This is a genomic window from Shimazuella sp. NTD248 (assembly GCF_059510395.1).
The window spans coordinates 180,716-200,095 of record NZ_JCAJZT010000004.1 but is presented as its reverse complement, the minus strand read 5'-3'; the positions used below and the strand labels follow the sequence as shown (position 1 = coordinate 200,095).

At 39.5% G+C, this 19,380-nt stretch carries 23 protein-coding genes; 9 read left to right on the top strand and 14 right to left on the bottom strand.

Annotated features, from left to right (window positions below; translation table 11 throughout):
- Positions 1 to 28: 28 nt before the first annotated feature.
- Both AC5WOE_RS10615 and AC5WOE_RS10610 read left to right on the top strand, forming a co-directional pair.
- Positions 29 to 1,237, top strand: a complete 1,209-nt coding sequence (locus AC5WOE_RS10615) for an FAD-dependent oxidoreductase (RefSeq protein ID WP_496050164.1) — start codon at positions 29 to 31, stop codon at positions 1,235 to 1,237.
- A gap of 162 nt (positions 1,238 to 1,399) precedes the next feature.
- Entirely contained in the window at positions 1,400 to 1,654 is a 255-nt protein-coding gene (locus tag AC5WOE_RS10610) for a hypothetical protein (protein WP_496050163.1), read from the top strand.
- 97 nt (positions 1,655 to 1,751) lie between these two features.
- On the opposite strand, the gene trxA is transcribed toward AC5WOE_RS10610, so the two are convergent.
- Positions 1,752 to 2,069 (bottom strand): thioredoxin, encoded by a 318-nt coding sequence (trxA, locus tag AC5WOE_RS10605; protein WP_496050162.1) that lies wholly within the window; start codon positions 2,067 to 2,069, stop codon positions 1,752 to 1,754.
- Between the two features lie 245 nt (positions 2,070 to 2,314).
- Positions 2,315 to 3,394 (bottom strand): hypothetical protein, encoded by a 1,080-nt coding sequence (locus AC5WOE_RS10600; RefSeq protein WP_496050161.1) that lies wholly within the window; start codon positions 3,392 to 3,394, stop codon positions 2,315 to 2,317.
- Positions 3,395 to 3,681: 287 nt separating this feature from the next.
- On the opposite strand from AC5WOE_RS10600, the gene AC5WOE_RS10595 reads away from it, so the two are divergent.
- Positions 3,682 to 3,978, top strand: coding sequence for a hypothetical protein (locus AC5WOE_RS10595; RefSeq protein ID WP_496052559.1), 297 nt, complete (start codon positions 3,682 to 3,684; stop codon positions 3,976 to 3,978).
- A gap of 165 nt (positions 3,979 to 4,143) precedes the next feature.
- On the opposite strand, the gene AC5WOE_RS10590 is transcribed toward AC5WOE_RS10595, so the two are convergent.
- Together AC5WOE_RS10590 and AC5WOE_RS10585 are read right to left on the bottom strand one after the other, a co-directional pair.
- Positions 4,144 to 4,380 carry a hypothetical protein gene (locus AC5WOE_RS10590; protein ID WP_496050159.1) on the bottom strand — a complete coding sequence of 79 codons (237 nt, stop codon included), beginning with the start codon at positions 4,378 to 4,380 and terminating at the stop codon, positions 4,144 to 4,146.
- A gap of 139 nt (positions 4,381 to 4,519) precedes the next feature.
- Complete coding sequence (locus tag AC5WOE_RS10585; protein ID WP_496050158.1) at positions 4,520 to 4,825, bottom strand: hypothetical protein; 306 nt, start codon at positions 4,823 to 4,825, stop codon at positions 4,520 to 4,522.
- Positions 4,826 to 5,013: 188 nt separating this feature from the next.
- Here AC5WOE_RS10585 and AC5WOE_RS10580 point away from each other — a divergent pair, with 188 nt between their 5' ends.
- Together AC5WOE_RS10580 and AC5WOE_RS10575 are read left to right on the top strand one after the other, a co-directional pair.
- Complete coding sequence (locus tag AC5WOE_RS10580; RefSeq protein ID WP_496052558.1) at positions 5,014 to 5,883, top strand: helix-turn-helix domain-containing protein; 870 nt, start codon at positions 5,014 to 5,016, stop codon at positions 5,881 to 5,883.
- Positions 5,868 to 6,314 (top strand): tetratricopeptide repeat protein, encoded by a 447-nt coding sequence (locus AC5WOE_RS10575; RefSeq protein WP_496050430.1) that lies wholly within the window; start codon positions 5,868 to 5,870, stop codon positions 6,312 to 6,314. Before AC5WOE_RS10580 ends, AC5WOE_RS10575 begins: the two co-directional genes overlap by 16 nt.
- A 460-nt stretch (positions 6,315 to 6,774) precedes the next feature.
- On the opposite strand, the gene AC5WOE_RS10570 is transcribed toward AC5WOE_RS10575, so the two are convergent.
- The gene (locus tag AC5WOE_RS10570) at positions 6,775 to 7,383 is read right to left on the bottom strand and encodes an NUDIX domain-containing protein (protein ID WP_496050156.1); all 609 of its coding nucleotides are present in this window, start codon (positions 7,381 to 7,383) and stop codon (positions 6,775 to 6,777) included.
- Between the two features lie 111 nt (positions 7,384 to 7,494).
- Between AC5WOE_RS10570 and AC5WOE_RS10565 the strand changes: the two genes are divergently transcribed.
- Both AC5WOE_RS10565 and AC5WOE_RS10560 read left to right on the top strand, forming a co-directional pair.
- Positions 7,495 to 8,040: a hypothetical protein gene (locus tag AC5WOE_RS10565; RefSeq protein WP_496052557.1), complete on the top strand. Its 546-nt coding sequence runs from the start codon at positions 7,495 to 7,497 to the stop codon at positions 8,038 to 8,040.
- 107 nt (positions 8,041 to 8,147) lie between these two features.
- Positions 8,148 to 8,357 carry a hypothetical protein gene (locus AC5WOE_RS10560; protein ID WP_496050154.1) on the top strand — a complete coding sequence of 70 codons (210 nt, stop codon included), beginning with the start codon at positions 8,148 to 8,150 and terminating at the stop codon, positions 8,355 to 8,357.
- Positions 8,358 to 8,472: 115 nt separating this feature from the next.
- On the opposite strand, the gene AC5WOE_RS10555 is transcribed toward AC5WOE_RS10560, so the two are convergent.
- The 3 genes from AC5WOE_RS10555 to AC5WOE_RS10545 form a co-directional block, all read right to left on the bottom strand.
- The gene (locus AC5WOE_RS10555; protein WP_496050153.1) at positions 8,473 to 9,678 is read right to left on the bottom strand and encodes a macrolide family glycosyltransferase; all 1,206 of its coding nucleotides are present in this window, start codon (positions 9,676 to 9,678) and stop codon (positions 8,473 to 8,475) included.
- A 134-nt stretch (positions 9,679 to 9,812) separates the two neighbouring features.
- A complete protein-coding gene (locus AC5WOE_RS10550; RefSeq protein ID WP_496050152.1) occupies positions 9,813 to 11,198 on the bottom strand; it encodes an MFS transporter in 1,386 nt (461 codons plus the stop codon).
- Positions 11,199 to 11,223: 25 nt separating this feature from the next.
- Complete coding sequence (locus AC5WOE_RS10545; RefSeq protein WP_496050151.1) at positions 11,224 to 11,799, bottom strand: cysteine hydrolase family protein; 576 nt, start codon at positions 11,797 to 11,799, stop codon at positions 11,224 to 11,226.
- 113 nt (positions 11,800 to 11,912) lie between these two features.
- Here AC5WOE_RS10545 and AC5WOE_RS10540 point away from each other — a divergent pair, with 113 nt between their 5' ends.
- Entirely contained in the window at positions 11,913 to 12,512 is a 600-nt protein-coding gene (locus AC5WOE_RS10540) for a TetR/AcrR family transcriptional regulator (protein WP_496050150.1), read from the top strand.
- Between the two features lie 162 nt (positions 12,513 to 12,674).
- On the opposite strand, the gene AC5WOE_RS10535 is transcribed toward AC5WOE_RS10540, so the two are convergent.
- From AC5WOE_RS10535 to AC5WOE_RS10520, 4 genes are all read right to left on the bottom strand, one after another.
- On the bottom strand, positions 12,675 to 13,415 hold the full coding sequence (locus AC5WOE_RS10535) for a Fic family protein (RefSeq protein WP_496050149.1): 741 nt from the start codon (positions 13,413 to 13,415) through the stop codon (positions 12,675 to 12,677).
- Positions 13,416 to 13,544: 129 nt separating this feature from the next.
- Positions 13,545 to 14,366 (bottom strand): sugar nucleotide-binding protein, encoded by an 822-nt coding sequence (locus AC5WOE_RS10530; protein WP_496050148.1) that lies wholly within the window; start codon positions 14,364 to 14,366, stop codon positions 13,545 to 13,547.
- An 88-nt stretch (positions 14,367 to 14,454) separates the two neighbouring features.
- A complete protein-coding gene (locus AC5WOE_RS10525) occupies positions 14,455 to 14,688 on the bottom strand; it encodes a hypothetical protein (protein ID WP_496052556.1) in 234 nt (77 codons plus the stop codon).
- 1,263 nt (positions 14,689 to 15,951) lie between these two features.
- A complete protein-coding gene (locus AC5WOE_RS10520) occupies positions 15,952 to 16,323 on the bottom strand; it encodes an iron chaperone (RefSeq protein ID WP_496050146.1) in 372 nt (123 codons plus the stop codon).
- Between the two features lie 728 nt (positions 16,324 to 17,051).
- Here AC5WOE_RS10520 and AC5WOE_RS10515 point away from each other — a divergent pair.
- Positions 17,052 to 17,300 (top strand): hypothetical protein, encoded by a 249-nt coding sequence (locus tag AC5WOE_RS10515; RefSeq protein WP_496050145.1) that lies wholly within the window; start codon positions 17,052 to 17,054, stop codon positions 17,298 to 17,300.
- Positions 17,301 to 17,357: 57 nt separating this feature from the next.
- Here the strand turns inward: AC5WOE_RS10515 and prmC are convergent, their stop codons facing one another.
- Positions 17,358 to 18,224 carry a peptide chain release factor N(5)-glutamine methyltransferase gene (prmC, locus tag AC5WOE_RS10510; RefSeq protein WP_496050144.1) on the bottom strand — a complete coding sequence of 289 codons (867 nt, stop codon included), beginning with the start codon at positions 18,222 to 18,224 and terminating at the stop codon, positions 17,358 to 17,360.
- Entirely contained in the window at positions 18,214 to 19,281 is a 1,068-nt protein-coding gene (prfA, locus tag AC5WOE_RS10505) for a peptide chain release factor 1 (protein WP_496050143.1), read from the bottom strand. The genes prmC and prfA overlap by 11 nt, the downstream gene beginning before the upstream one ends.
- Positions 19,282 to 19,380 lie beyond the last annotated feature (99 nt).

Genomic DNA, 19,380 nt, shown 5'->3' with positions numbered 1-19,380 from the left:
CATAATAGGGAAGGAGAAGGTTTCCACTATGTCAACATCAAATCATGCTCTTATTATTGGCGGAGGCATTGCAGGTGCTGCTATGGCGCTCTTCCTCAAGGAAATCGGCTGGACAGCTACGATATACGAAGCATACCCGCATCGTGATGATATTGGAGGAGGATTGCAAATTGCTCCTAATGGCTTAAAGATACTTCAAGCTTTAGGTATCGCAGATGAAATCATCAAAAAAGGCTCCGTTGCTTCTGAGCTATGTTTTCGTAATCAAAAAGGGAAAATATTAGCACGGATAAATAAAAATATGAGAGAAAAATTTGGGCAGCCATCTCTCAACATCTTACGATCTGCTTTGCATACAGTTATAGTGGATGAAGTACACAAACAAGGAATCGAAATCAAGTACAATAAGAGGCTTGTCAACCTCATTGATCGGGAAAACGAGCAGGTAGAAGCACTTTTTGAGGATGGTACAGTTGAACAAGGGGATATATTGATTGGTGCCGATGGTATCCACTCCCGTACAAGAGCAGCCATTCTTCCAAATGGTCCGAAGCCTGAATATACAGGTTTACAATGGATTGCTGGATTTTCGCCCAAATCAAGCATACCAGCGATTGATCCTTCCGATCATAAACTTCATATGATATTTGGACTCAAAGGATTCTTCGGATATGGAAACTTCTGTGAAGAAGAGGAAACCATCGGCTGGTGGGTCAATTTATCACGTGAGTCGGAATGGACAAGAGAAGAGATGGCAAACATCCCAACCGAAACATTGCGAGCAGAACTGCTTGAAATGTGCAAAGGATGGCATGGGCCGATAGAGCAACTGGTCGCGAATACTCCGGCGTTTATGAAAGGAAATGTACATGACATCCAGTCACTTCCAACATGGTATAAGGGTCGAGTCGTGCTGATCGGTGACGCTGCACATGCGGTTAGTCCAAATTCTGGACAAGGGGCATCGCTTGGACTTGAAGATGCTATGTACCTTGCCAAATTAATTCGTCAATTTCCCGGGAAATGGGATTTCGTATTTGAGCAATTTGAACAAGAGCGTCGGCCTCGCGTAGAAAAAATTATAGCTCAAGGTCGGAAAGCTGGGGATGATAAAAAAGAAATGACACCATCTTCCGCCTGGATTCGAGATCGAATTTTGTCCATTGTCCTTCCGCTGTTTGCAGAACGAGGAAACCGCTGGGTATATCAGTACAATATCCAGTGGGATGACGAATAGTAAAAAGAAGTTATAGTCTGTTATCCGATATAGCGTTTTTTATGAAGTTTCCACCATCTTTCCTAAAATTAACCATAAATTCCATCTTCATATAGATTTATATTACATGAAATAAAAAGACACCTCTTCTATCGGATATCGGTAAAAGAAGGTGTTTGTTTTATGAAAGAATACTTTATAAAATCAGGTTTATTCTATCCGAAAAATCGATATAATAAAATAGGATCAAATGATCCAAGATGTGTTCCTCACAGGGAGGCAAATATGCCGAGTGATGAAGCGACCGATGCCCACATGGCGTTGCAGGTGAACGCCGTAAAGGACAGGGTTCCTGCCGGCAAGTCGCAGGAGAGTGCAGATGCAAACAAGGCACTCTCCAAGTCACAGAATCCGGAGAACAGTGGGTCTAACAGCTAGCTCATGACTCACTTCCAATCCAAGTCATCTGCGGATCGACTTGGACTGGTGCCATTTTTGATCTAAATGAAGTTAATATTTTGTATTACACTATCACCTAGTGATGCCTCCCAATAAATCGTTTCAAACTTTCTTTAGATAGTATTCCAAACTCCTTATCTACCGGTTTTCCATCTTTAAACAAAACGACGGCAGGTATACTCCTTATTCCGAACTTCGCAAATGTATCTACATTTTCATCAACATTCATTTTTATAATTTTAACTCTCCGTTTCTCTTCTGCACCATATGCCTCAAGAATAGGAGCAAACATCTGGCATGGTCTGCACCAAGGCGCCCAAAAACTCACCAGTGTCAAACCTTTATTCTGTATATCTGCTTTAAGTGAAGCATCTGTCCCATGATAGATAGTCATTTAAAGTTTCCTTTCTGCTTTGATCATATTTTTATTTATATGAGTCCCTGTTTCATTGGTGAGGCTATTTCAGAACTTGTACAGATACCTATTGCTGGGACACGAACAAATGAATTTGTTACCAGCTGAATCACATCAAAAGGAAAATATGAAATCAAATTCTCCTATTCAAAAAGCAATAAAAGCATTTTTAAACAATAAAAAAACGATAAGACTCCTAGCCTTAACGTTTTTTATATCAAACACTACACCCTGACTTTTTCTAACAGTCGTTTATACTTACGCTGCCGTCTCCCATTAACCAACGTTTCTGCACATTTACTTCCCTTTTCCAATAAGGACACAGAAGGATTGTGGATCTTCTGAAACAGATAATGCCCTTGCCAAAAGCTCTGTTTTGCTAGTTTCTTTTTCTTTTGCAAATAAAATTCAAGGCTTATGTCAAACCATGTCTCAGTCAACGATTTCCCTAAGTCCGTCTCCCTCCAGCCCTGAAAATTCCTCAAGTATTTACCCCATGTTTTTGCGGTTAAAAATGCATTCCTATAGTCTTCCACAGAAATATAGAGCTTAACAAGTTGGTGAATAGCAACTACTCTATCCCAATCAATTTCTATTTCCTCTATATGTCTAATTTGATAGTGAATCGCCTTCTCTATAATTCCGGCATCTTCTGTATAATGGGATAACTCTTGATCACTTTGTTCTTCTTGGTTTTCCACTTGGACAAATAGCTTCTCTGCCTCAATGGTATCCTTTGATAGAACAGCTTGTTCGAGGTGAGTAGTTATATCTTCGTCTTCTTTTTCTCTTGGGTATCTCTTCTCCATCCCTTCGAGAAACAAGTCTATGGATTGTTCTGTATACATCCCCCGAAGGTGATCTCGATGCTCCCATAAATAAAGGTTGTCTTCTGTTATTTGCTGCTCCTCTATATACTCACATGTCACTTTTACCCCTGCTGAAAAAATAAACTCCGCATCATATCCACAGTATGTATCAAAATTCGCATACTTCGCTTTTTCAAATAGCCAGACATTTTCTACTTCTCGGTAAGAAGCCAGTAGATACGATAACAGAATAAGTGCATCGCTGTTTCCTTGGAAGGGATCACTCTGCCTGCCCTCCACCTCTTGTTCTAGTAAATATTTGATTAATGATTTATCTGATGGTAGATGATCGTATTGCAATGCGGTTGCCAATACAAATCTTTTCTGGTAGTTCACATCTTCTAACTGATCGTTTTGGACAAATGCAAACTCATCCCATAATTGTCGTGTTTTTCGGATATTGGAAATATTATTTTCCACTTCCTTTATCTCCATAATCTCACCCTTCTCTTGTTGTCTATCATAATTTTACACTTAATAAACGAAAAATTACGAAAAAATATCGAAGTTTTTACCAATTATCAACATGGTTCCATTCCTATCGTTACTTTGAAATATCGAAAATCATACTCAATCGTTTGATTTCATCTATCTTTGGTGAATCACTTACCACATCTCATTTTTTCTCTATAAAAATCGGAATTCATCAAATTTATTGCAACTAAATCATAAAAAAAATATGATAAAGATAAGTCAATAACCACCACCTACAGGAGGTTCCTGTGTCGGCTGACATGATCAACGAGCTTTTGGGAGTCGCTGTCTCGGATGACGAATTGGTGTACCCGAACTCGGGTGTCTACCTCTTCGAAGGGTATCTGTACTTCGTGGACATCGATGACGATGTCAAACCGTACCCGGTTGGAGATCCCGTCCCCAGAGTGGACCTGATCACGGGAAGGGAAATGACGGTCTTCCACATCCCGAACACCGAGCACTTCTTCTCTGTGTACCCGAATGGCGAAGTCGAGTTGAACGGCATCCTTCTGAAGAAAGCCGCCCCCGCCGCCACGAGCTGAGTCACAGGAAACTCCTCCTGTAGATGTCCCTCATCAAGGACACCTGAGCAACTGCACCCGCAGCTGCTCGGGCTCGATTATAACATTTGTTCACATAAAGAAAACCGTATGAAAATAATAGTTCATACGGTTTTTGCTATATGTAAAATCTGTATAACAACTATGTCAATGCCGTCTTCGTCTGATAAATGTCGCAGCAACATAAACGATAATAATGAAAGCAAGAAAAAAATATACAAATATGCCAGTAATTCCACTGTCTCCATTGATGTCGTTACCATGGGAAATACTTGAAGTATGGGAGTGATAGGAATGATGCGATTTAGCATAGCTTTGTTCGGTTTGAAATAATAAGAGAACAACGATAAGGGTCAAGGAGAGTAATAAAGATGTAAGACGCATCAAATAAAAACCCCCGTTAAATTAAGATAAATCTATTTTACATGAATAAAAGAAAAATAGAAGTTAGAAATAGATCAATAGAATATCAATGATTTTCAGAAGCATGTTAGAACCCCAATTTTTTCAATGCAAGCAATCATCATGCAAAAATATCAAAGTTTTTACCGATAATAAGCATCGTTCCATTCATATCGATAACCTTGGAATCTATTAAATCAAATTCAATCGTTTGCTGTTCATCTACCTTTAACGAAACCCTTTTGATATCTCGTTTTTCTTCTTTTAAAAATCGTGATTCATCAAAATAATATTCCACCCGCATTTCTACTGGGCTAATAAAGTAGTTGGATCGATCGTAAAAACGATATGTTTTATAACTATGAATCTCTTTGATAAAATCCCGCACTTTTTCATTTTCTCCTTCTACGACCAGCTTCAAAGCCATCTCATCCCCGCCATTTCCATATGTGAAATTCTTACTAACAGTCTATTAATTCACATAATATTTAGCAATAACAACATATTTTCACTTTTATTTTGTTATTTATTTATCAATTTGTAATTTATTTCAAATTCAGATAAAATCACCGGAAAACCTATTAACTATTACGGAGGAAAAAGGAGAATGGCAAAATGAGAAAAGATATCGTAGGGCCTGTCTTACTTGAAGAGAGAAAGAAACAAGGAAAAACGCAGCAAATGATGGCAGATGCCCTTGGAATAGGAACGACCACCATCAGCAGCATCGAACGAGGATTGCCAACGGTTGCCGATGAAAAATACATCGAATATGCGAAGTTTCTTGGGAAAGCAGAAGAATTATTTGGGATTATCGATGAAATGATGGAGCGGGAAAGAGGTGTGATGCAGGAATTACAGCATATCGAAGATGTCTTAACTGCTGTTCCTGAAACCGCCCTTAAGCGGATAGATGAATTCTCAGACTTACATTTGTTTCGTGATGCCAGTGCATTTGCCTCTTTCTTACGAGATCGTGCCTATTATGAACAAAAGAAATATGGCAAGGCAAAAAAACAGTTGGAGTTGACATTAAAAGCCCTTGACCAATGTCCCAATCTATCAAATTCTAACCTGCCTCCTATTTGTTATAACGACCTTGCACGTATCGCTTTTTATGAGAGTAATGATTACGAAACAGCTTGGCAAATCACCCAAAAAGCGATTGACTGCTTTGTAGATGATGGTAAAAGAAAATATTACAAGACGTATTTGTATTTCAATCAAGCACTCTATTTAGAACAACTGGGTAGAATCGAAGAAACATGTCAGTATTTGGAACACTTATTAGAAATGATAGATTTTCTCAAAGATAATTTAAAAATTCAGGTTTATGAACGTTATGCTAATCTATTAGTACGACTAGGAATGCCCTTAAAAGCTCTTAAATATGTCGATAAGGGTTTGCAAAAGCATGGGAAAATAGATCATATAGGCGATTATTTTCTGTATGGTCAACAAAAGCCCATATTTTATCTGTATTAGGAGAACTAGAAGAATCAAAAATTCGATATCGTAAAGCTTTAGATTTACTAGCTTTTGTATCCAAAAACCATTTTCTTGTTGCTGACACTTGTTATCATTATGGAAAATTATTAATCGAAATGAAAGAGTATGAGGAAGCAGAAAAACAACTGTTAAATGCTGTAGAATACTGCGATAAATCCAATGATATTGATATAAAATTGAATAATTACGCAACATTAGGAAATGTACAACTTAAATTAAATAAGAAATCATCAGCAAATGAGTCATTTAAAAAAGTAAAAGAAATACTCGATTCTGTTGGTGAAAACGTTGTACCAGTAGATATTTACATCATGACAAGTGACTTTTATAGTAGTATTGGGAATGAAACCAAGTCAAAGTTATATCAAGATCAAGCATGGAAAGCTTGGAGAAAAGGTGGTGTTTAAGTGTTGTATTATGTCCCGAAAGGTGACCCAGAACCAGATTAAGTGGAATTTTGTATGTTTATTATCCCTTGAAAAGAAGGCGGTGCTTAATATGTTGTACTATGACCCAAAAGGTGATCCAGAACCAGATAGCTAATAATTCGAAACCTTCTTACATCAGTAGGAGGGTTTTTTGTTCTCTTTACAGAGATCCACATCCCAGTCTACCGGAAAATGCAAATATTGGACTTCATAAATAGGAAAACAGCAAATCTGCGGGAAAATAATCAGAAAATGTTGATATTGTAATTATTTTATATATTATTTAAAATGTTGACAAATTTAAAAAATAGAAAACAATGGGAGGTGCTAAAATGAGTCTGTTTATTCCTAAAAGGGGTGGAGGTAATCCTTCTACCCCTAATTAGTTCATATGGGTGCGCCCCTTGAAACTTGGTTTCAAGGGGCGCAAGGAACCATGTCAGCCAAGCAGATCCCGCAGCATGTCGACGTGCGGGGCGAAGACGCGACCGCCCAGGTTGGCGATAGCGTTCTCCAGATCCGCGTAGTCGTTGGCGGGAAGCCACAGCGCCCGACGGGCGTCGTCGCTGCCGATTACCTCGGGTGGGGTGTCGGTGCGGAGGACAGCCACGCCGAGGACGGTGACAATCCAAGCGGCTCGGCCCCCGCGGGGGTCGGAAACGTACCGGCCCTTCTGCATGTCGAATTCGGACTCCGGCAGGATCAGACCGGTTTCCTCTTCCAGTTCACGAACCACCGCCTGTCGAGGCGTCTCATCCTTGTCCAGGAAGCCGCCAGGCAGAGCCCATCCGTGGCCGTCGCCCCGCTCGATCATCAACAGCTGCCGATTCCCGTCGTCGACGATGATCACGGAAGCGTCGGCCGTAACCGCCTCACCCCAGTGCCACAACTCGCCGCGACCTTCAGGTAGCCCCGGCTCGATGGGGTTAACCGGCACGCCCTTCTCGTCAAGCTCGAAGGGCACCAAGGCGCAACGCTGCTTCCCGGACCACTCGATCTCGCTGGGATCGCGGGAGTCCGGACCGTCCTGGGTGGTGAGATTGAACATGAGTCTCTCCTATCTGCTTGGTGGGTTGGCTCATCAGCTCCTGCAATTCTGCACACGAGCTGTTCGATCTTCGATCAAGCTCATTATACACAAAGCAAGGGTTCTGAGAAAGTGAAAGATACGTGGTTAATGGATTTCAAAAGGACATGTCTTTGGAATGAAAAAGGGAATCCAAGGTTAAAACTTTGGCTTGATCGTTTATTATCTGAAGGATATCCTTACCTTTTCCCCAGCAATATACTAGGTGATGGCTATCTATTTTTTCAAACCGAAGAAGACAAACAATATTACATAAATCTTATGAATGGGTTGAAAATAAATACCACCGAATATTGTTACAAATTAGGAAAAGTACTAGGATTCCCTCCGAAATCGGTAGAATTCTTCTCTGAGGTTTGGGATATGAAAGAAAACGGAATGAACACGGATCATTTGGATGATCAAACCATTGGTGCAACTGTTAGTGGTATTATGTTTTCTCTACATATACCCTATATATTAGAAGATATCACTTGGATGTGGAAAAGATATCATCAACCAGCAGCCAAGAAACACCCAACCATCTTGGATACATCATATGGTAAAATATTGATTTCACATGGAGATTATGAAGTACTTAAACATTTACATGGAAAATTAAATGAAGTTTATCATTAAGTTTGTCTTAATCAAACTAGCACTAGTCTTCTTGTTATCATCTATTTATATATCGTTAACTGCATTATGGAAAACACATTTTTTTCTAAATTTAAGGGAGAGTACTATTGTCCAAAATTAGTTCCATTGATGCTTTTCTATCGGGATATAAACCAGCTTATTTTACAACAACGGCAGTCGGTAATATAAAAGAGGAACTTTTAGCACTTGAGAGATGGAAAATATGCACTTCCCCTTACAGAGATCAAGCGGAACTCTCTATTTTGAAAGAAAAATCAATGAAGATTATCAATAATGCTCCTGTAGTTGATAAATAACAAATTCCAAGAAAAATAGAACAACCAAATAATAAGGGTTGTTCCTTTTAGGATGGGTAACTATTTTTGTTAATTACTTTATTTGATTTTATCTCTAGAAGAGGTATCTGGTAGATTAGGGTGTTGTGCGATCAAATATAAAATCTTTCCATTCAAATATATCATCTACAACCTTTCTGTACCCCCCTGCCGCTCGAAATGAATTCCCTATTTTTTGGGCATGTTGCTTGTATATGTCATCAGCTAATAGCAGCTCTGCTATTTCCCGCAAAACAGCTGGTGTTACTTGGTGGAAATCTAGCTGAATACCTGCTCCAACTTCCTCCACTCTTTTGGCAACCATCGGCTGGTCATTGGATATAGGCAGCACAGCTAATGGTGTATCAAAATACAACCCTTCGCTCACACTATTCATCCCGCCATGTGTGAAAAATACATCTGTATGCTGGAGTATTTCTAGTTGAGGTACATAGTTGCGAACAATAAAGTTATCTGGAATAGTTTCTAACTCCTCTATCTTTGTGTTCTTCCCAACAGAAAGGACAATTTTAGCATCCATACCAGCAAACGCTTGGAAACATTTTTGGTAGAACTCGGCTTGCTGATTCACAATCGTACCCATTGAAATATAAATCACTGGTTTCTCTTGTAGCTTTTCATATGGAAAGTTTTCTGTATCTTTTCGCAGGGCAATAGAGGGGCCGACAAATCGGAATGTTTCATCAAATTGTTCCGCATTTTTTTGAAAATAGTTCGATGTAAAGACGAAATTAAGGTCCCCCGGAAAAGACATGATACGCCTAAAATCATGTACAGGCATGGAATTCAAAGCATATATTTTCTTTACATCATTTAATATCTCTTTAGATTTAAGCAAGTATTCCCTATCTGCTTCGGTATAAGATTTCCGATCCACCTTCGTATTTCGTTGTTCTATCGCCAGCATGGAACAAGATGAGATTTTAGGAAGCTGCAAAATATCTGCGATGATCCAACCAGCAGCACAACTGCTGTCAAACACCACATAGTCATACTCTTCCTCTTGTACCTTAGGCAAGATCGTACGAATTCTATGTTCTGTATCCTGAAGCATGTAATAGATCATTGCCATACCAGCTATAGGGATATCAAGCGCTGTGGTTTCTTTATATCTTTTTTCATAGGCACGAAAGGTTGCACCTGTTTGTTCTATGCGATCCTGATACTCTCCAGAACAATAATACGTCACTTTCTCTCCTCGATTGACCAATTCTTTGACAATCCCCATTGTTGGATTTACATGACCATCTCTGGCGACATTAAAAAACAATACATTTGACATCACCTATACTCCTTATTGGAAAGCTGGGTTTTTATCATACACTCGTTGGAGGCATTGGCGTCTTCGACAGTAGACCAAGCGATGACCATCCGCCCCGCTCAGACTTTTGGTTTGAGCGGGGCGGCGCGCTTTTTCTACTTACCCGTTTCTAATTTATTTCCGATTTTGAACAAGGAACGATCGAACAGCGTTATTAGTATAAGAATAAAACTAATCCCACCACACAAAATAGCGACTTGGTGAATCCCTATTGTCATCGCACCTGATTTTAAAAATAATCCATTTGCCGCAGATGCAATCATAGCACCCATATACATAAATGTTCGTAACAAACCAGCAGAAGCTCCAATCTGCTCTGGGAGTGCTTGAAAAAAGACTGCATTTTGGTTGGCTAAATTCAGCAAACCTTGTGGCACCCCAAAGAGCAGAACAATCGCTACAAGAAAAATAAGATAGCTTGTAGAATTAGTAAACAGCAACAGAGCAATAGCGATGAGCTGCACCGTACTTCCAATAATCAACTTCAAACGTATGGTAAGACTTCTTTCTGTGATTTTAGAAACAATGATCCCTGTTAAAAACATAGGCAATAGCAATAAGCCTGCTTTTGCAGGAGGTAAATCCCTGCCTTTCTCCAGCCATTGAGAGAATCCATAAAGAATACTGTAGGTAACGGTAGACGAAAGTAAACCACGAGCATAAGTCAATAACAAGGGATAATTCCCTCGAAATAATCGAATATCGATAAACGGATTTTTTATATTCCACTCCAAAAAGACAAAAATGATGCCTGCAAAGATTGCTATCACTAACAAGTACAAATTCTTTATAGTCGGACCCATCAGAAAGAGTAAACCGAATATCAGAGTAATGATAAAAAGTACGATCCCCTTATAATCAATTGCCATTCTTTTTTTCTTCTCCCTATCGGAAACTGCTGACACCTTCGGGAAACGAAAATAACCCAAAAGAAGACAAGCCAAAGACAAAGGAATATTTACGAAAAATGTACTTTGCCAACCACCCATTTCAATAAGAAAACCGCCTAATGTTGGGCCAATAACAGCGATCGTTTGGGTGGCTATAGCTAATATGGTAAGAATACTTGTGGGACTTTCTTCTCCAGTTCGCTCTGCTTCTGTACGGATAAGATACATTGCAGTCGGATAGCCTGCACAAGTTCCCAAACCAAGTAGCACTCTGGAAACTACCAACCACCAGATGTTAGGAGAAAAAATCGCCATTACACTTGAGATGCCAACAAGAGATGCCGCCATTAAAAAAAGTGGCCTTGGACCATAAATGTCAACCAATCTTCCCACGATTGGTTGACCGATTGCTGTTGCTAGGTATAGAGCAGAAATAAGCCAAGCTGTTTGCGATGGTGGTGCACCAAATGCGCTCCCAATGGGAATTAAAGCAATGGAAATAATAGTAGAATTAATAGGATTCAATATCGAGCCTAAGACCATCGGTGCAATAAGTTTTCGATTAAATTGGTTATTTCTAGATGTATTCAAAACTATTCCTTCCTTCAGTAGTACCCTAGACTTCATTCAATGTGTCGATCCAAGAATCGACGGTGATAACTTCGGATTGGCGAGGGAATACTTTCTCCGTTAGGACACGATGAACTTCAGGATCGCTATCAAGACAAGCATCACTCAACACTGTTAAAGCGTAATCTTTATCTGCTGCTTCACGCAATGTCGACAACACCACACCACTTGTTGCAATTCCACTGAGAATAAGCGTATTTATTTGTTGGGAACGGAGGATCATTTCGAGCGTACTTCCGGCAAAACCACTCACCCGATACTTCGTAACTATAGGTTCATTTCCAACAGGTTTAACCGATTCATGAATTTGCGCTGCTTCATCTAAAGTAGTCATTCCTCCATATTTGGAAACATTTGAGAATGTCTTATTTTGCGGGCTTATCTCAGGATAGCCTTCACTAAATCCAAGGCGTACAAAAATAACCGAGATATTATGCTCACGTGCACTTGCCACAGCCTTCTGAACTGGAACTAACAATTCTTTGTTTTGAGCGAAACGAGATACAATCCCATTTTGCATATCCATGACCAAAAGTGCTGCTTTTTCTATATGCTTTTCCATTTGTTGCAATCCTCTTTTCATTAAGATAATCTTAAGCGGAGAACTCTATCACTTATTATAAAAGGAGAACTCTCCGTTTGTCAATGTCTGTCAGCGTATTAGGAGTGAAGATCATGAAAGACTTAGATAAAAAAAATAATCGTCTCGAACGACGTGATGCTGCTGAGAATCGTCAGCGTATATTAGAAACGGCAATGAGACTATTTGACCAATTTGGTGTAGAACAAGTGAGCATGAATCGAATAGCTACAGAGGCTCAGATCGGTCCTGGAACACTCTATCGCCGTTATCGAAACAAAGGGGAATTATGTTTAGATTTAATGAAAGATAATGTCGTTTTGTTTTTCGAAGATATTGAAACATATTTGAAGGATAACAAGAAGGAGTCGCCAGCTGCAAAATTAAAAGAGGTTCTCCATATATTCATTCGCTTTAGAGAAACGAAATCACAATTACTAAAAGGTGTAGAAAATTACGATTCGACTAACCAGTCGAAAAAGAGAACACAGAGCCCTTTATACGAAGAATTACACCAATTCTTTGTGGAGTTATTCGATGAAATGACGGAAGAAAGCAGCCAAAACAGCGTCTTTAAAACAGACATGCTACTCACAACTTTAAGAAGCGAGTTCTATTTATTTCAAAGGGAAGTAAGGGGATATTCACCAGAAGAGATTTTAGAACAACTCTATTCAGCATTTGTTCAGCATTAATTGGTTCATCTAGCAAAGTAACACAGAAAATTTCTAAGAAACTAAAAACGTCTAAAAAAAATTCATGGGATTAGTAGTTCCATGAATTTTTTTTAGATACAGGGTATATTTGTATTCTTTTGTAATAGCCCTTATCGCTAATCCCCTCTCCTATTCATAACTTCAATGAGGGCTGCAAACCGATAAATAAAAGGTAAGAGACTTTTCAGCCAATCTAGTAAATAAAGCTAAGAAAGCAGCGGGATTCCTCGTATCATCATATTTTTGCAACGTTTCATAGTAAGAAACTCGTTCCTCGACAGGCAAAATAACAGGCGGAAAGCCATGTTTCATTAGTTCAAGATTGGTAATGAGCCTTGCTGTCCGTCCATTTCCATCGATAAAAGGATGAATGCGGACAAAGTCACAATGCAAGTAAGCTGCTTGTTCTAAAGGATGAAGGGTACTCCACTGATCGTGGTATTGTTGGATGAGCTGTTCCATTTGAATTGGTACTTCCCATGGTTGTGGCGGAATATGATCACCAACCGTCACAGGTACACTTCGATATCGCCCAGCATCCGCTGGTCGAATCCGTCCAAGTACGATGGCATGCAAGTGTTTGATATGCATCTCACTCAGTCTTTCTTCTTTTTGGGCGAGTTCTTCTAAATAGAGGATTGCTTCTTTATGATCAATAGCTTCTAAATGATCTTTGAGCGATTTTCCGCCAACTGTCATTCCACTTTCCAATACTACTCTTGTTTCCATCAAAGAAAGGCTATTTCCTTCAATAGCATTCGAATGATAGGTCCAATCTACGATAAACTTCTCTCTGATACTATTTTCTGTTTCGGGATGAATTTTATTTTTTTGTCGAAGTGTTTGTAACTGCACCCTCATGGCGTCAATTTTAGCAAACATCGTATTGCTCCTCTTCTATGGGTTCCCCACAATTCTGAGAATTTGCTTTTAACTTGTATAATCCGAGTATACTTATGATTGCCCCTTTATTCAATTTCTTGTAAATAACAGATAGATATAACAGAATTGTCAATAGTTTAGCAAGTACGAGATGATATCTTTATTTGTACATCGTAGAGATGCTGGTATATCCTCACGATTAGAATATAAAAAAAAGTAAAAGTTATCAGCTTTATCCTGATATAAAACATGTCGCAATATATTTTTTTCACTCGCAAGTTTACTTATGATTTGCCCGAAAAATTCTCCCTGTGTTTCCATATCTACTGAACCTAAGTGGAATATTCCTTTTAGCTCATTCTCCATAATATATCGTAGTTGTTTTGCTAGATGAGCATCTGACAGATTATTACATACAAGATTGCTATATACATCTATTACTTTATCATTTTTTATGCTTTCTTTGATTAAATTCCATCTGGGAGAAGTTTTTCCCCATATAGCGGGAATTCGAATAATCATCACTCTCTCATCCAATATTTTTTTTAGCATATTCTCGCATTTTATTTTAAATTTCCCATAATCTGATTCAGAAATAGGTATATCTATTTCTGTGTGGGGTCTTGAAAGATCTCCATCAAATACATTTGTGGTAGAAAAGTAATACAAACGGCAACTATTATTTCGTAACACCTTAGCCAACTCTTCATGAAACTTAAATTGATGATCGAAATCTCCCCTTAAACAAGAAATCACAAAGTCAGGTTTAATTACTTGTATCATTTCCTTCATCTTCCCGATTTGCTGAACATTTAATTGGAACTGATGATGAAAGGGGAGATTGGATAACGATGAAAAGTACGTCCCATACAGTTCAAATCTAACTTTCAATTCTTCGATCAAAGCACTACCTACAAGACCACTTGCACCAAGAATAAGTACCTTTTCCATCAAAAATCCTCCCATTTATCAGTAGACGTTCTTGTCATTTATTTGGGCAAATCACACTTTGTGACATGGCTGCTGGTTCTTCTAGGCCCTACATGACAACCCCAATGCGGTTGTTCTCTTCTGTTGGCCAGAGGGGAAATTTATTTGGTGATGCCAAAATCCCTTCGATTGTTTTTGAGTACCGATGTATCGCTATCTGTGGAATCCTTGCTTCTTCATTAAGCTTGCCATGGATCGTTATCAGATTCGAGATGTTACTGCGATTCATCGTTTTCTCTTGCTCTTGTTGCTCACTTACATCTATTGCGAACGAGCGGGACATAACCACGTTTCGCAAGGGCTTTCGTTTCTTCACAGAAAGCGAAAACAGAGACTCACCGAATGGATTTATGCTCAAGCTTAGAAAGGAGCACCTTTTTCCGAAGTAAAACGTTTACTTATTATTGCTTAAAATTACATTTGGATATTTCTGTTAGTGAATTTGTTCATATAGAGTAAAAAGTTACTTTTTTCATTTTCCATTTTCAGTCGCTCTTTGATTCAAGTTACTTCTATTCATTCCCATAGGAACTTTTCTTGATGCATTAGGGGTTGCGGAGAGATACATGTAAAAATGAGACATAGGAATATTTACCAATCAATCTTAAAACGGTGGTTCTTATCTCTATAAAAGCATTCTGGCGGGGTGTTATGCATTTTTCATGCAACACCCCGCCAGAGAGTGAGCGGATCAGGGAGAACCATGAAACCATAGAGGGATACTCCACCGTTCACGATTTTCTCAGACACAGTTGCTCCTCCGCTCATAAAGTAGACTTACTGCTGGTACCTTCAATATAGCACTATCTACACTTTAAACAATTTAGATATTATGTCTAGATTGCACATGGAAATATTAAACAGCTTATGTCCTAAAATCACATGTATCTCCCCTGAACCCCAATAGAGTCCTTCTACATCCTAACTGCCATAGACAAGTTCATAACCTTAATCTAACCGTTGAGAAACCGCGTTCCTCAAAGAACGTTTGAAAGGCTTGAGCCATATGACGGGAAACTTTCACGTACGGTTCTTAGGGGGGAACGGCTCTGAAAGGAGCCTGACCTACCCGACACATAGCCTGGGGATATTTACCTATTAATCAAAGGATTCGTACACATTTTTTAGGTGAAAAGCCCATTTATAATCAAAGAGAAGGATCGTATATGATTTATCAAAATGCTTATCCTAAAAAATTTGCATATTATATAGGCACCTTCGACGAGGCATGCCAAATTGCGTTGGATGAATCATTCTGTAAACCGAATGCAACCTTTTGGATATAAAAAAGTTTACGGAATATGAATTCCGTAAACTTTTTTGTTTCCTGATCATTCATATCAATAGAAATATTCTCTAACACATATGGCATTTTCCTTGGTTGGTGAAACAACCAATATAAATTGCTTTGCCATTCTCACAAGCTCTAGCAACCCATTTTACTGAATCATGTAAGGTAACACCTTGGTGGTACTCCATCATGAAAACTGGAAATCCCAGTCCATTTGCTATTTAGGCTTTTGGGTCATCCCCTTTTATTGATGTATTATTTCCGCCAAAAATTCGTATGTTCTGCTTTATCCAGAATATTAAATGCAATCATTTTCTCCAGCAATTCGTAGTTTACTGGCTCATTCCAAGGAATTCGGAACAAGCCTTTGGTAGCACTATAGCCAGCTTGGGTGATATCATCCGCAAAATTCGTAATACCTGCTTCTTCGGGTGAAATGCTTAGATGATGCTTTGCTGTGGAAAAGCCGATAATAAAGGTGCCATGATCAGTAAACATGGGTGTATTCCATTTAATGTGTCGTTTGAGATGAGGGTATTTCGTAGCAATCCACGATAAGATTTCCTCTGTCCGATAGCGGTGTTCGGGATTGTCGATCCTAGCAAGATACGGTTCAAAAACTTCCATATTCCCCTCCTTTTATATCCCTTATATTAAATTTTATATCATTAATCTTATATTTGATGACAAAAGTGACCTGTTACTATTTTCCTCCGTTTTACCTCTATATGGGGTTGCGGGGAGATACGTGTAATTTTAGGGTGCGACACGAAGTCGCATCAGTAGCTGTGGGACATTTCGATTCCACCTGAGATTCTGCTCTCAGTTCCCTACCGAAACATGCGTATAGAGTAATCTAAAGGTTTGAAGCTTTCGGGACAATGTAGCCGCATCCATAGGATGATGTCTAAACCGTAAGGATTTAACATGACTGCTAGCACCAAAGCGGTTAGGAGCTAGGGATAGATGGTATGGTTAACGTAAGTGAACTGCTGGTAAACGTCGTGATACACAACGAGCCAAAGATGCTGGGCTCGAACCAAAAGGTAAATGGTTAGGAGCTAGGGTTCCTATTTCCCTAGACGCAGACACGAAAGTCATCGGTGGATAGGCCCCATCTGTGTACTGATGTGAAACGTGATAAGCCTCCAGTTTCCCTGTAAAGGAAGGGAAGACGTAAGTCGACCTGATGAAACTGGAGGTAAAGGAAGATGGAGAAAGCAAACGTCATTCTGTAATGGAATGAATAAGGATTGCGTTTTTTTAACAACATCATCCTATGCGAAAGCGGGCAGACTTCCATCCGGTCTTTCATCACGAAAGATTTGGCAAACTTATGAAAGGAGGAAAAGCAGATGACGGATCGCCAAACCGCAGGCGCGGTTTCAGTGACTGGTGCATCCTCCCACAAAGAGATAAACTTGGCATGCCATCGACTGGCACAAGGTTCATCTTTAGATATTATGTCTAGATTGCACATGGAAATATTAAACAGCTTATGTTCTAAAATTACATGTATCTCCCCTGAACCCCATATTTGGGTATATTCGTTGTTCCAACTTAAGTATACGAATATGAATCATTTCCTAAGCAACACTACCTAATACAAGTTACAAGACATAAAAAGACAGCAGGATAATATCCTCCTGTCTAAACTCTGTTCAATCAATCAATCCAAACACATACCGATCTCTGCCATTCATATCTTGTAATACTCTTACATCCTTACTTTTAGGCAATTGTTGTACAAGATCTGCTACCTGCTCTCCTTGCTCATCTCCAATCTCAAATGCTATCAATCGCTTTCCTCTAGCAGGCATTTTCGCTATTTGAGAAATGATTTTTCGATAGGGATATATTCCATCTTCCCCTCCATCTAAGGCAAGATGAGGTTCATAATGCTTAACTTCTTGATCCAATGTACCAATGACCTTTGAAGGGATATAAGGAGGATTGGAAACGATGACATCAGCGACTTCTTCTCTCACAGGTTCTAAAAAAGAACCTTGTAAAAAAGTAATTTTATCCGCTGCTCCATGCAGTTTTGCATTGTCTTTCGCAATTCGCAGTGCATCTGCTGATAGATCGATAGTAGTAAGGGACCAGTGAGGGCGTTCCAACTGCAACGTAATGGCAATACAGCCGCTGCCTGTACCTACTTCTACCACACGAATCGGCAGATCATCATAGAGAGCATCTGCCTTATGGATGACATGCTCCACCAACAATTCTGTTTCTGGACGAGGAATGAGAACATCAGGTGTAACACGAAAAGGCCGGCCGTAAAAATCGGCTTTGCCGAAAATGTATTGCAATGGTTCATGAGATGCTCTGCGTTCCACCCATTCTTGATACACAGCTGTTTGTTCTTCTGTCAATGTCTTGTCCCACAAAAGAAAAAAAGACGCTCGATCAACTGCTAGTAACTCGCGAAGCATCCACTCTGCCTCAAATAATCCGTCTATTCCCTTTTGCTTCAAAAAAGAGGAAGCCTGATGAAAGGCTTCCCGGATGGTGTTATTGTGCATATTTTAATTGCTCCGTCTGCTCGTGTAAGATCAAAGCATCGATGACTTCTTCCAAATCACCATCTAAGATCATGTCCAGCTTGTGCAGAGTCAAACCGATCCGATGGTCTGTCACTCTGCTCTGTGGAAAATTATACGTACGAATACGTTCACTGCGGTCTCCAGTACCTACCGCAGATTTTCTTGCATCTGCGTATTTTGCCATCTCTTCTTGCTGTTTCATATCATAAAGACGAGCACGCAATACGCGCATCGCTTTATCTTTGTTGCTTATTTGCGACTTCTCATCTTGACAAGATACTACGATACCTGAAGGAATGTGTGTGATTCGAACTGCCGATTTGGTAGTATTTACACTTTGTCCTCCAGGGCCGCTCGAACAAAATGTATCAATCCGCAAATCTTTATCATGAATCTCAATTTCTACATCTTCAGCTTCAGGCAATACTGCAACAGTAGCAGTAGAGGTGTGAATTCTTCCACCGGACTCTGTCGAAGGTACGCGTTGTACACGATGTGCTCCGCTTTCGTATTTTAGACGGCTGTAAGCTCCTTGGCCTTGAATAGAAAACACAACCTCTTTCATCCCGCCGAGTCCAGTTGAATTGGCTTCTAAAACTTCTATTTTCCAACCATGGCGTTCCGCATATCGTCCATACATCCGATATAAAGAAGCAGCAAACAATGCAGCTTCGTCTCCACCTGCTGCCCCTCTGACTTCAACAATCACGTTTTTATCATCATTCGGGTCTTTTGGAAGGAGCAAAATTTTGATTTGTTCTTCCCATTGCTCTTTTTGTTCAGACAATTCATCGACTTCTGCTTTAACGAGTTCACGCATCTCGTCATCCAGCTTTTCTTCAAACATTGCCTTAGCTTCTTGCAGGCCTTCTATTACTTGTTTATACTCCAAGTAGGCATTGTTTTGTGCTTCAAGATCACGCTGCTCTTTCGAATATGTGCGTAATTTATTTGGATTATTTATCACTTCAGGTTCACATAATAATGCACTAAGCTCTTCATAACGATTATGAATGGACTGGAGTCGATCCAGCATTTTTTCTCACTCCCATTTTTTAACCATAAGTCAATTGATTGTAACATAATTATAAGCGAGTGGAAAGGAACATCAAATCTATCTTAGAAGGGGACCCCA

Excerpts from the sequence above, each read along its gene's own strand:
- AC5WOE_RS10545 (WP_496050151.1), bottom strand. The coding sequence starts at position 11,799 with ATGGAAAAGCATATAGAAAAAGCAGCACTTTTGGTCATGGATATGCAA.
- AC5WOE_RS10520 (WP_496050146.1), bottom strand. The coding sequence starts at position 16,323 with ATGGAAGTTTTTGAACCGTATCTTGCTAGGATCGACAATCCCGAACAC.
- prmC (WP_496050144.1), bottom strand. The coding sequence starts at position 18,224 with ATGCACAATAACACCATCCGGGAAGCCTTTCATCAGGCTTCCTCTTTT.
- AC5WOE_RS10570 (WP_496050156.1), bottom strand. The coding sequence starts at position 7,383 with ATGTTCAATCTCACCACCCAGGACGGTCCGGACTCCCGCGATCCCAGC.
- AC5WOE_RS10525 (WP_496052556.1), bottom strand. The coding sequence starts at position 14,688 with ATGTCCCGCTCGTTCGCAATAGATGTAAGTGAGCAACAAGAGCAAGAG.
- AC5WOE_RS10600 (WP_496050161.1), bottom strand. The coding sequence starts at position 3,394 with ATGGAGATAAAGGAAGTGGAAAATAATATTTCCAATATCCGAAAAACA.
- AC5WOE_RS10580 (WP_496052558.1), top strand. The coding sequence starts at position 5,014 with ATGAGAAAAGATATCGTAGGGCCTGTCTTACTTGAAGAGAGAAAGAAA.
- AC5WOE_RS10555 (WP_496050153.1), bottom strand. The coding sequence starts at position 9,678 with ATGTCAAATGTATTGTTTTTTAATGTCGCCAGAGATGGTCATGTAAAT.
- AC5WOE_RS10515 (WP_496050145.1), top strand. The coding sequence starts at position 17,052 with ATGACGGATCGCCAAACCGCAGGCGCGGTTTCAGTGACTGGTGCATCC.
- AC5WOE_RS10610 (WP_496050163.1), top strand. The coding sequence starts at position 1,400 with ATGAAAGAATACTTTATAAAATCAGGTTTATTCTATCCGAAAAATCGA.
- AC5WOE_RS10535 (WP_496050149.1), bottom strand. The coding sequence starts at position 13,415 with ATGTTTGCTAAAATTGACGCCATGAGGGTGCAGTTACAAACACTTCGA.
- AC5WOE_RS10530 (WP_496050148.1), bottom strand. The coding sequence starts at position 14,366 with ATGGAAAAGGTACTTATTCTTGGTGCAAGTGGTCTTGTAGGTAGTGCT.
- AC5WOE_RS10590 (WP_496050159.1), bottom strand. The coding sequence starts at position 4,380 with ATGCGTCTTACATCTTTATTACTCTCCTTGACCCTTATCGTTGTTCTC.
- AC5WOE_RS10540 (WP_496050150.1), top strand. The coding sequence starts at position 11,913 with ATGAAAGACTTAGATAAAAAAAATAATCGTCTCGAACGACGTGATGCT.
- AC5WOE_RS10615 (WP_496050164.1), top strand. The coding sequence starts at position 29 with ATGTCAACATCAAATCATGCTCTTATTATTGGCGGAGGCATTGCAGGT.
- trxA (WP_496050162.1), bottom strand. The coding sequence starts at position 2,069 with ATGACTATCTATCATGGGACAGATGCTTCACTTAAAGCAGATATACAG.
- prfA (WP_496050143.1), bottom strand. The coding sequence starts at position 19,281 with ATGCTGGATCGACTCCAGTCCATTCATAATCGTTATGAAGAGCTTAGT.
- AC5WOE_RS10585 (WP_496050158.1), bottom strand. The coding sequence starts at position 4,825 with ATGGCTTTGAAGCTGGTCGTAGAAGGAGAAAATGAAAAAGTGCGGGAT.